Annotated in this window: 9 protein-coding genes; 5 read left to right on the top strand and 4 right to left on the bottom strand. The window is 64.9% G+C overall.

Translation table 11 applies throughout. From position 1 onward, the window contains the following. Positions 1–394 (bottom strand): hypothetical protein (locus tag ABYB95_RS09815; RefSeq protein WP_372658298.1); only part of this gene is annotated, 394 nt, incomplete at its 3' end. Positions 395–629: 235 nt separating this feature from the next. On the opposite strand from ABYB95_RS09815, the gene ABYB95_RS09810 reads away from it, so the two are divergent. Both ABYB95_RS09810 and ABYB95_RS09805 read left to right on the top strand, forming a co-directional pair. Continuing rightward, complete coding sequence (locus ABYB95_RS09810) at positions 630–2,774, top strand: hypothetical protein (protein WP_372658297.1); 2,145 nt, start codon at positions 630–632, stop codon at positions 2,772–2,774. 92 nt (positions 2,775–2,866) lie between these two features. Continuing rightward, positions 2,867–3,256, top strand: a complete 390-nt coding sequence (locus tag ABYB95_RS09805) for a hypothetical protein (RefSeq protein WP_372658296.1) — start codon at positions 2,867–2,869, stop codon at positions 3,254–3,256. A 48-nt stretch (positions 3,257–3,304) separates the two neighbouring features. Here the strand turns inward: ABYB95_RS09805 and ABYB95_RS09800 are convergent, their stop codons facing one another. After that, positions 3,305–4,186: a M48 family metallopeptidase gene (locus ABYB95_RS09800; RefSeq protein ID WP_372658295.1), complete on the bottom strand. Its 882-nt coding sequence runs from the start codon at positions 4,184–4,186 to the stop codon at positions 3,305–3,307. Between the two features lie 62 nt (positions 4,187–4,248). Here ABYB95_RS09800 and ABYB95_RS09795 point away from each other — a divergent pair, with 62 nt between their 5' ends. Next, a complete protein-coding gene (locus ABYB95_RS09795) occupies positions 4,249–5,676 on the top strand; it encodes an MFS transporter (protein ID WP_372658294.1) in 1,428 nt (475 codons plus the stop codon). Here ABYB95_RS09795 and ABYB95_RS09790 read toward each other — a convergent pair. Beyond that, positions 5,647–7,236: a class I adenylate-forming enzyme family protein gene (locus ABYB95_RS09790; protein ID WP_372658293.1), complete on the bottom strand. Its 1,590-nt coding sequence runs from the start codon at positions 7,234–7,236 to the stop codon at positions 5,647–5,649. The genes ABYB95_RS09795 and ABYB95_RS09790 overlap by 30 nt on opposite strands. A gap of 85 nt (positions 7,237–7,321) precedes the next feature. On the opposite strand from ABYB95_RS09790, the gene ABYB95_RS09785 reads away from it, so the two are divergent. Both ABYB95_RS09785 and ABYB95_RS09780 read left to right on the top strand, forming a co-directional pair. Continuing rightward, positions 7,322–8,035: a response regulator gene (locus ABYB95_RS09785; protein ID WP_372658292.1), complete on the top strand. Its 714-nt coding sequence runs from the start codon at positions 7,322–7,324 to the stop codon at positions 8,033–8,035. 143 nt (positions 8,036–8,178) lie between these two features. After that, positions 8,179–9,483 carry a sensor histidine kinase gene (locus tag ABYB95_RS09780; protein WP_372658291.1) on the top strand — a complete coding sequence of 435 codons (1,305 nt, stop codon included), beginning with the start codon at positions 8,179–8,181 and terminating at the stop codon, positions 9,481–9,483. 288 nt (positions 9,484–9,771) lie between these two features. Here ABYB95_RS09780 and ABYB95_RS09775 read toward each other — a convergent pair. Beyond that, positions 9,772–10,663, bottom strand: an 892-nt coding sequence (locus tag ABYB95_RS09775) for an exopolysaccharide biosynthesis polyprenyl glycosylphosphotransferase (RefSeq protein ID WP_372658290.1), incomplete at its 5' end; no start/stop codon positions are given.

The raw sequence follows: 10,663 nt of genomic DNA, 5'->3' as shown, positions 1-10,663 counted from the left end.
GATACACCCCGTACACCCGGGGTTGGACCCCCAGAACCGAGACGGCTGCGGCTACCCAGGCAACCATCAGACCGCTGAGAAACACCACCTGCTGTTCTTGCAAGTCGGGGCCGAACACCGGCAGGCACAGCATGACCAGCCACCCTGTAAAAGCCGAGGCCGAGGTGATCAAGGTCAGCTGCAGGCGACTGGCCCTCTCGGGGTCGCGCATCAGGCGTTCAAACCAGAACTGGCGCAAAGCAAACCCGGCCGCAACGGGCACAGCCCACGCCAAGTAGCGGGGCCAGCCCACCGCTGGCACAAACATGCCAGCCAACGCCGCAGTGACCAACCAGACGGTGAGCATGCCCATCCGGCTTTGTTCTGTCACCAGGGCAATGCTGCGCCGGAGCATCTTGGTGTCCAGTGACGTATTGGCGCCTAGCTTGGGTGCATGACGGGCTGAAGAGTCCATGCGCCGCAACATACGCGCAATTCGCGCTCGGCGCGATACCCCGAATGGCAGAGCCAGGGCCTACCCCATTCGTTTCTGCCAATTGGCCGATAGGCGCAGCACCGGATGCTACGCACACTGGATCAGCGGTGCATGTGCCGTGATCACATGCCATTTACACGATCAGGAGAACACCATGGAAAAACACGCACAGCTTTTGCGAACACGGATGGCCGCGGCCGTCGCGATATCTTGCGGTCTACTTGCTTGCGGCGGCGGCAGTGGAGATCCCGCCCGAGGCGGTTCGGCCGACGACGTAACCTTGTCGGGCACCGCAGCCAGTGGCGCACCCCTGGCGGGCGCGGCCATCGTGGTCACAGATGCCCTGGGCGCTGAAGTTCAGGTTTGCAAGGACAGCACTGGACTGTCGGTGACCTGCAATACCCAGCCCGATGGCAGCTACACGCTCACCATCAAAGCCGGTGCCCAGGCGCCTTTGGTGCTCAAGGCCACACCTGTGGATGGCAGCATGACCCAGGTGAGCATGGTGGGGGAGGCCAAGACCGCGACGGTGAATGTCACGCCCATCACCACCCTGATCGCGGCGGCCTTGGCGGCCTCGGGCAACCCGTACGACCTGAAGGGGGCCGACTTCAACGCCGACGACCTGCAGGCTGCAGTGGCTGAAATCGTGGCGGCACTCAAGCCGTTGCTGGATGCGGTGGGCACTACGGCCAACCCATTGACGGGGGTGTTCCAGGCCGATGGCACTGGAATGGACAAGGCTTTGGATGTGCTCGATGTGCGGGTGGTGCCGGACGGAGGTTCGACGACGGTCTTCGCAGAGATCAAGCTCAATGGCGATGGCGCCGCACCCGCGTCCGTGGTGATCACGGCCGGCGGTGCGCCGGTGGTCACCAACATGGACAAGGTTTTGCCGGACGCGCTGCCGGCCGACGGGCTGGGGCCGATGCTGGCGAACTTGATGGGCCGCATGAGCGCCTGCTACAACCTCCCGTACAACGAACGTGTCGATACGAGCACTACGCCGCACACGCTCAAAGCGCTTGCCTGCAAGTCCTTGTTCGTAGGCGCCGACCCGACCACCTGGAAGAGCAACGGATTCGTTGTGGCCCCTTCAGATGTGGCGAACAGCAGTTTCAATGGAATGTTCAGCAACAGGGACACCTCCGGTCCCTCGGGTGCACGCAACGAATTGACCTTTGACCAGCCGGTATACGAACTCACCCGCACCGGAGGGTCTTACAACGGCGACGTGGTATTCACCCACCACTGGAAAGATCGTTATGGCAACGAGGACTGGAGCCAGCAGGTTGTACGCAACGAAGGAGGCGTTTTCAAGCTGATTGGCAACCAGTACGACTACGACATCTCGTTGCGGCCCGCCTTGCAGCGCTGGGAATTTGTCGACGCGGCTTCGGTGGGCTCCAGCTACATGAGCACCGGCTACAACGCCCGCGTTGGTGATCGCCACGACAACACCGGGAAATCCTTGTTTGATCGTGTTGAGGTCATCACGCCCCGTGGGACGAAATTGTCGCTGTGGCCCAGCCCCGCTCTGAATCGATTGACGTTTAAGCGTGCCAATGGCGTACCTTCAGGCAGCAGTCATATCAATCTGCAATGGGCCTACCTGGACTCGCTGGCGCTCGGTGGTCGCAGCAGTGTGGGACCTTCGGGCAAGGATCTTGGCGAATACGGGTCCGGTGGCGTCTACGCGCGGGACGCAGGTGGCCAGTTGACGCAATGGAGCGATACCGATATCAAGGCCATTCCCAACCAGGGTCGGTGGCGTTTTGACATCTTCCTGGCTGGCAACAGCGGTAGCACGCCGGATGCTACCCAATGGCACACATCGCTGACACGCATCTATACCCTGGGCGAAGCGCGATCGATAGCGTGGGCAGCATTCAATCCGACCTTTCTCGACCAGATGCGCAACAAGATCGACGTGAACCAAGGGGGCGTTCCGATCACACAGTCTGGATTTATCGACTTTCAACCCTCGAAAGCCGGTGATCCCGATGCGTACTGGAACGTACCGGCTGGCGCGATGGCTCCCGTCTATGCCGGCGTCGCGACAGCGTTTGGAGGCGTGTATTTCAACGATGGGCTCAGCGTGTTCAGCAAGGCACGTACCGCTCGGGTCAGTTGTCAGAAGATCGACGCTGCGGACCAGCATTGCACCATGCATCCGGACGGTACCAGTACCGGTGAGTTTGCAGTCGGCAACGTGATCAACAACTTGGACCTTTGGACCAGAAACAGCCGCAATCTGGAGCTCGCCAACCACTACAACCTGTATCGCCGAACACCCTGACGCCAGCAGGTGATATTTCTACTCCGGCGCTCGGCTTGCGGCTCTTTGAACGGCCTTGTGAGCCGAAGCGCCTGTCTTTTGAGGAGACTCTCATGACCTTCACGCACGACTTTTTCGCTCTTGCACTCTGCGCCATGGCTGCGGGCTGTGCAACGCCATCCCCGCCCAAGGAATTCCCACCTGGGGCGCAGCAGATCCCCGCGCAGGCTCTCAAGGACCGCCTCAGTGGACGCAGCTACACCGCACGCTTGAGCAACCGCACGGGTTGGCACATGGCATATGGGGCCGACGGAAGCTTTCGCATGCGCACCAGCGATGGCAACAGCGACCAAGGGCGTTGGCGCACCGAAGACAGTCGCATGTGTGTGGCGTTTGAAGGCCCGTTTCCCAGCGGGTGCTCGGAGATGCGGGTCGACGACAAGCTGCTGTATCTGCAACGCAGAGGCACCGGCGAAGTCGTTGCTCTGGAACCAGCACCCTGATGAGCGCCGAGCGGGTGTCCAGGGCCTGCGGTCCAGCTTGCTTTCTGTTTACCCCTTGCGCGCTTGTTCGTATAGGCGTTGCACCCGCGGCACATTGGACTGCAGTTCCCGAATGCGGTCCGGGCCGCTGGGGTGGGTGGACAGAAAGGCGGGGCCGCCGCTGCCGCTGGTGGCCGCCATTTTTTGCCACAGGCTCACGCTGGCCTGCGGCTGGTAGGCGGCGCGGGCGGCGAGTTCCAGGCCGACCAGATCGGCTTCGGATTCGTCGGAGCGGCTGAACTGCAGCGTCAGCAACTGCGTGCCCAGGCTGGCTGCCACGTTGCCCAGTTCACCCAGACCGAACAAGGACGACAACAGCGACAAGCCAATGCCCGTGGCCTGGGTTTTGGCCAGGCGTTCGCGGGCGTGTTCGCGCAGCGCATGGGCCATTTCGTGGCCCATGATCATGGCGGACTCGTCGTCGCTCAGCTGCAGTTTGTCCAGAATGCCGGTGTAGAAGGCGATCTTGCCGCCGGGCATGCAGAACGCGTTGATCTGGTCGCTTTGGATCAGGTTGACTTCCCAGCGCCAGTCGCGGGCGCGGCTGTTCCAGGGTAGGGTGTGCGGGATGAGGCGCCCGGCCATGCTGCGCAGGCGGCGCACCTGCGGGTGTTGGTCGGGCATCAGCGTGCCCTTGCCGCGCGCTTCCGCCATCATCTCGCCGTATTGCTGGCGGGCTGCGTTCTCCAGTTCGGCCGCAGGCACGAGCTTGCGCAGGCCCGAGGACTTGCCCACATCCACCTGCGCGTGCGCGGGCAGGCCGGTGAGCGCGGCGCCCGCCGTGCCCGCTGCGGCCAGCACAAAGGCGCGCCGGGCCGACCAGAGGGGTTCGGGTCGTGGGGGCGCGGCGCTGTCGGCGGCGCGGGATTTGAAATCGCAGATGAAGCACATGCGTGAATAATAGTCACATCCACCAACCTCTGCGCGGGCACTTGCCCCCGCACCCCCAGACCATGCCCTCAAACCTTTCCCAGCCCGACGCGGGCGAGCGCGCCACCCCGCCCAGCTGGGGTGAAACCGTTCGCGTCTACCTGGAGCCGGCCAGTCTGCGCATGTTTGCTCTGGGTTTTTCGGCCGGCCTGCCTTTGCTGCTGGTGCTGGGCACGCTGAGTTTTCGTTTGCGCGAGGCGGGGCTGGACCGCACCACCATCGGGTATCTGAGCTGGGTCGGGTTGGCCTATGGCTTCAAGTGGTGCTGGGCGCCGCTGGTGGACCGCCTGCCGATTCCGCTGCTCACGCGCTGGATGGGGCGGCGGCGCAGCTGGTTGCTGCTGTCGCAGCTGGCGATCATGGTGGCGCTGGTCGGCATGGCCTTGTCCGACCCGCGCACCGGCCTGACCACGGTGGTGTGGTGCGCGCTGGCGGTGGCTTTTGCGTCGGCCACGCAAGACATCGCGCTCGACGCTTTTCGCATCGAGTCGGCCGATGTGCGGCACCAGGGCGCGCTGGCCGCCACCTACCAAACCGGCTACCGCATCGCCATGATCTGGGCCGGGGCCGGCGTGTTGTGGATCGCCGCGCGGGCCGAGGTGCCCACCGCGCTGTCTGGCGCTGCCGCCGCTGCACCGGGTGTGCTGTACCAGCAAGCCGCGTGGACCACGGCCTACCTGGTCATGTCGGTCTCCATGCTGGTGGGGGTGCTGACCGTGCTGTTTTCGCGCGAGCCGGTGCGGCTGGCCTTGCCGCCTTCGAAGAACGCGGCCGAATGGTTGCGCAGCGCGCTGGTCGAGCCGTTTGTCGACTTTCTCAAACGCTATGGCAAACAGGCGCTGCTCATCCTGGCGCTGATCGGTGTCTACCGCATCAGCGACGTGGTGATGGGCATCATGGCGAACCCGTTTTATGTGGACATGGGCTACAGCAAGGACGAGGTGGCGGCGGTCACCAAGGTGTTCGGCGTCATCATGACCCTGGTGGGCGCCTTCATTGGTGGCGCGCTCTCGTTGAAGCTGGGCGTGATGCGGGTGCTCATGCTGGGCGCGGTGCTGTCGGCGGCGAGCAATCTGCTGTTCGCGTGGCTGGCGGGGCACGGGCACGACGTGACGGCGCTGATCGCGGTGATATCGGCCGACAACCTGAGCGCGGGCGTGGCGTCTGCCGCGTTCATTGCCTACCTCTCCAGCCTCACCAACGTGAAGTACTCGGCCACGCAGTACGCGCTTTTCAGCTCCATGATGTTGCTGGCACCCAAATGGCTGGCCGGGTTTTCGGGCGCGTTCGTGGACGCCTACAACTATTCAACGTTTTTCGTGTGCACCGCGCTGTTGGGCGTGCCGGTGCTGTTGCTGGTGTGGCTGGCCGGGCGGGTGCACGAGGTGCCAGCCGGTCAGCAGGCAGGCACCGATGGCGACTCAGCCGGTCTGCGCCAGCCAGGCCTGTAGCGCGGGTTTTTGCACCTTGCCCAGGGCGGTCTTGGGCAGGCTGTCGGCCCGCAGCCAGCGGCGCGGCCATTTGTAGCGGGCCAGGCGCCCATCCAGGGTGCCCCGCAAGGCTTCGGCCCAGTCCTCGGGCGCGGCTTGCCCGTCGCGCAGCACCACCACCGCCACCACCACCTCGCCCCAGCGCGCATCGGCCTGGCCGAGCACGGCGCATTCGGCCACCAGCGGGTGCTGGTTCAACAGGTTCTCGATCTCCGCCGGGTAGACGTTTTCGCCACCCGAGATGACCATGTCCTTGGCCCGGCCGACCACGGTGTAGCTGCCGTCCTCCGCCTGGCGCGCCAGGTCGCCGGTGTGAAAAAAACCTTGCTCGTCGCAGGCCGGGGTGTCGGGCCAGTAGTGCCGCACCACGTTGGCGGCGCGCACGCAGATTTCGCCCACCGCCCCAGGCTGCACCGCCGCGCCATGCGGGTCGCACAACAGCACCTCCACGCCTGGCGCCGGCCAGCCGCAGCTGCCCACATGGCTGTGGGCCTGCGCCGGGGGCAGCGCGATGGAGAAGGGGCCGGTTTCGGTGCTGCCATAGACGTTGCACACCGGCAGGCTGCGTGCGTGAAAAGCGGCGATCAGGCCGTCGGGCAAGACACTGGAGCCGGCCCAGACGGTGCGCAGGCTGCCCAGGTTGGTGTCGGGCCAGCGCGGGTGTTCGATCAAGGCCTTCAAGGTGGCGGGCACTTGCAGGCTCAGGCTGGGCCGGTCGGCCTCAAAACAGGCCAGCGTGGCGCTCGCGTCGAAGCGCGAAAACAGCAGCACCCGGGCGCCGGCCCACAAGGCGGGCAGGGTCTGTATGCACAGGCCGCCTACATGGAACAGGGGCAGCACGGTGGCGACCACGTCTTGCGGCGTCAGCGCCTGCACCGCCGCCGCCATGGCCATGTTGGCCAACAGATTGCCCTGGGTGTGCAGCGCACCTTTGGGTGCACCCGTGGTGCCCGAGGTGTAGACCAGCAGCACGGGCGTGGCGCTTGCATCGGGCGGTGGTGCCTGCGGTGCCTCGGCGCCGTCCTCCGGCACAGGGTCGCCGATCAACCAGGCCAGGCTGCGCAGCTGGGGTGGCTGGGCCAGCTGCGCCGTGGCGGCCAGCGCCGCTGGTGCAAAGTCCGCGTCGTGCAGCAGCAAGACCGGCGTGCAATCGGCCAATACCGCCGCCCATTCCGCCGGTGCCAGCCGGTGGTTCAGCGGCACCAGGACGGCACCGATGCGCGCCAGCGCAAACAAGAGCGCGATTTGCGCCGGGTGGTTCAACCCCAGCCAGGCCACGCGGTCGCCCGGCCGCAACTGCGGTTGCAAGCGGCGGGCCATGGCGTGCACGTGCCACGCCAGATCCCGGTAGCTGAGCTTTCGCCAGTTGTCTGGTTCAGGCGCAGGCTGCGCTGCTCCGAGCTCGCGAAACTCCAGCGCCACCGCATCGGGGCGCTGGGCCAGGTGGCGCGCCAGCAGCGCGTCCAGCGTTGACTCTTGCCCGGCGAAGGGCTGCATGTGGGGCGGCGTGGGCGGCGTCATTCACATTACTTTACGCCTGCCACAAGCGCGCTTGACCGGGAGCCGCCACCATGTGAACCAGCGTGGACACCGCTACACTGAAACCATGACCTACCAGCTGCTGATGATCGAAGACGATGCCCGCCTCGCCCAGATGGTGGTGGAGTACCTCGGCCCCTCGGGTTTCGAGGTCACCCACGCAGCCGATGGCGAAGCGGGACTGGAGCAATTGCAGCGGCTGCAACCGGCGCTGGTCATCCTCGACCTCATGATGCCGGGCATCGATGGCCTGGAAGTGTGCCGCCGCATCCGCGCCTTGTCGGGCGAGGCCGCGCGCACACCGGTGCTCATGCTCACCGCCAAGGGCGACCCGATGGACCGCATCATCGGGCTGGAGCTGGGTGCCGACGACTATTTGCCCAAACCTTTTGAGCCGCGCGAGTTGCTGGCGCGCATCCGCGCCGTGCTGCGCCGCCGCGCGGAACCCGGAGCCGCCTCCGAACGGGGTGCGCCGCTGCTGCGCTTTGGCTCCTTGGAAATCGACCGCGACGCGCGCACCGTACAAGTGGCCAGTCAGGTCGCCGAACTCACTTCGTACCAGTTTGACTTGCTGGTGGCATTGGCCGAGCGCGCCGGGCGCGTGCTCACCCGCGACCAGATCATGGAAGCCGTGCGGGGGCGCGAACTCGACGCTTTCGACCGCTCGATCGACGTGCACATCGGTCGCATCCGCAACGCCATCGAGGCCGACAGCAAAACCCCCAAACGCATACTCACCGTGCGCGGCGTGGGCTATGTGTTTGCCAAGCAGCAAGACTAGATGTTCCCTCTGCGATGCTTTGTGTCTTCCCCCCAGGGGAACATCACCTGTGGCCCGGCCAAGCCGGTTCCACGGTGTTTTGACGTGAGCGTGTGCACACACCGCCGGATCGGCCTGGTCCCGCGCACGTCGGGCGTGGGATCATGAGAAGCCTGCTCGGGCAGCGGCTGTACCTGCGCATCTGGCTGGCCGTGGTGGCCGCTGTGGCCGTGCTGGCGCTGGTGGTGGGCTGGCTGTGGCAGGTGGCGCTGGACCACGACCGGGAAGAGCGCGAAGCCCGCATGGCGCGCGAACTCGTGTTGCGCAACAGCAGCGGCGAGGTGCTGGGCCAGGCGCCTGCTCGCGCCGTGCGTGTGCCGGGGCAGGGGCTGGAGTTCCAGGTCACCATGAACGACGGCCAAACCCTTTACATCCAGTTGCCGCGCCCCAGCCGCGCGCCGGGCAGCGCGTCGGGCGCGCGCCGCGGATCGGCCTGGATGCAACCACCCTTTGGTTTTGTCTGGCTGCTCAGTCTGGTGGCCCTCGCCGTGGCGCTGGGCGCCTATCCCATCGTGCGGCGGCTCACCAAACGTCTGGAAGCCCTGCAAAAAGGCGTGGAACGCTGGGGCCAGGGCGACCTTTCCACGCGCTTGCCGGTGCAAGGCCAGGACGAGGTGGCCTTTCTGGCCACGCGTTTCAACGCGGCGGCCGAGCGGGTGGAGACGCTCATGCAGTCCCACAAGACTTTGTTGGCCAATGCCTCGCACGAGCTGCGCTCGCCACTGGCGCGCATACGCATGGGCATGGAGCTGGTGGGCAGGGCGGGCGCCACCCCCGGGCAGCGCAGCGAGATGGCGCGCAGCATCGAAGAGCTGGACCAGCTGATCGACGAAATCCTGCTGGCCAGCCGGTTGGACATGCGCGACGCCAACGACGTATCGGCGCTAGGCCCGACCGAAGAGGTGGATCTGGTCGGCCTGGCGGCCGAGGAGTGCGCCCGCACCGGCGCCGAACTCGACATCGACGAAGGCGTTTCGCCGGTGGAGGTGCGAGGCCACGCCCGCTTGCTGCGCCGCCTGGTGCGCAACCTGCTCGAAAACGCCCGCCGCTATGGCGCGCCGCGTGCCGCGCAGACTTCGGGCGAGCGCCACGAGGCGGACGTGCACCTGGGGATCGCGGTCCGCGTGGAGCCCACGGCCTCCGGCCTCGCCCGTGCACAGGATAGGTCGGATGCCGTGGTGCGCTGGGCGGTGGTGACCGTGGACGACACCGGGGCCGGCGTGCCACCCGATCAGCGCGAACGGATTTTTGAACCGTTTTATCGCCTGCCCGGTGCGAGTGAACGCGAGGGCGGCGTGGGTTTGGGCCTGTCCCTGGTCAAAAGCATCGCGGTGCGGCACGGCGGTCACGTGCGCTGCGAAGACCGACCCGGCGGCGGCGCACGCTTTGTGGTGGAACTGCCACTTTGAGCGGCGCCCCGCATGACCCACGTGCCACTGGCGCTATCGACTGAATATGTCCAAGGCATGACACCGGGACAAAAAATGCGAAGAAATTTTGCTGCCAAATCCGACACACTCCCCCAAAGAGGGGATGGCCGAAAGCATTACAGCGGCGCAAAATACAGACGTTGCTGTCACAACATCACGAAAAACCGGATCCGGCAAACAACACACGTCTCATAAACGTTTGAAACTGGTCTTCCAACGACGTCCTTCCAAGGACATTTCAAAAGCCACCGCAAGGTGGCTTTTTTTTTACGCCGCGCCTTTGCCAGACAGCACCACGCGAACGGTCTTGAGCAGGACAACCCAGTCGATCCACAACGACCAGTTGCGCACATACCAGCTGTCCAGCGTGGCCCGCTGATCGAAAGACGTGCGGCTACGACCGCTGACTTGCCAAAGGCCCGTCATACCTGGCTTGACTTGCTGGTACAACTCCAAGGTTTCGGCAGGATACATGGACAGTTCGCGGCGCAACAACGGTCTGGGGCCGACCAGACTCATGTCGCCCCGGATCACGTTCCAGAGCTGTGGCAACTCGTCAATGCTGGTGCGTCGAATGCCTTTTCCAATTTTGAGCAGTCGGGGATCGTCTTGGAGTTTGAAATTGTTGGCCACATAGCTGGCGTAAATTGCCGGATTCTTGGTTTTCCACGCCTCCAATACGTCGTCGGCATTGCGGACCATGGACCGAAATTTGTAAAAAGGGAAATCTTGGCAGTCATGGCCGACGCGGGGGTGCGAAAAAATGACGGGCCCACCGTCCTCGCGCCAGATGCGCCAGGCTACCCAGGTCATCAGGGGCGACAGCAGCAGCAGCGCGGCACCGGCCAGCAGCACATCCACCATTCGTTTCAGCCCTCGCGAAACAGGGCTCAGCAGCTTGTGCTGCAGGCGCATGATCAGCACGTCGTTGCTGAAAAAATGTTGGGTTTGCAGGCCATGCACGGGAAGCCCGTCCATGGAGGGCACGACAAACACCTCGAACTGCTGGGCGTGCAAGGTCCGCACCAACCTCGCGGCACGTCCTTTGGCCTCGATGTCTAGTGCGACGACGATCACCTCGCACCCCAGCTGGCGGGCCAGTGATTCCACGTTCACACGCATCAGGTCGGCAGGGATGCCTCCATACTCATCATCGTCG

The organism is Hydrogenophaga sp. (assembly GCF_041633695.1).
Classification (GTDB): Bacteria; Pseudomonadota; Gammaproteobacteria; order Burkholderiales; family Burkholderiaceae_C; genus Hydrogenophaga.
Note: the sequence above shows the minus strand (reverse complement) of the source record. Positions and strands in the feature narration are given on the sequence as shown.

Excerpts from the sequence above, each read along its gene's own strand:
- ABYB95_RS09805 (WP_372658296.1), top strand. The coding sequence starts at position 2,867 with ATGACCTTCACGCACGACTTTTTCGCTCTTGCACTCTGCGCCATGGCT.
- ABYB95_RS09780 (WP_372658291.1), top strand. The coding sequence starts at position 8,179 with ATGAGAAGCCTGCTCGGGCAGCGGCTGTACCTGCGCATCTGGCTGGCC.
- ABYB95_RS09790 (WP_372658293.1), bottom strand. The coding sequence starts at position 7,236 with ATGACGCCGCCCACGCCGCCCCACATGCAGCCCTTCGCCGGGCAAGAG.
- ABYB95_RS09785 (WP_372658292.1), top strand. The coding sequence starts at position 7,322 with ATGACCTACCAGCTGCTGATGATCGAAGACGATGCCCGCCTCGCCCAG.
- ABYB95_RS09810 (WP_372658297.1), top strand. The coding sequence starts at position 630 with ATGGAAAAACACGCACAGCTTTTGCGAACACGGATGGCCGCGGCCGTC.
- ABYB95_RS09795 (WP_372658294.1), top strand. The coding sequence starts at position 4,249 with ATGCCCTCAAACCTTTCCCAGCCCGACGCGGGCGAGCGCGCCACCCCG.
- ABYB95_RS09800 (WP_372658295.1), bottom strand. The coding sequence starts at position 4,186 with ATGTGCTTCATCTGCGATTTCAAATCCCGCGCCGCCGACAGCGCCGCG.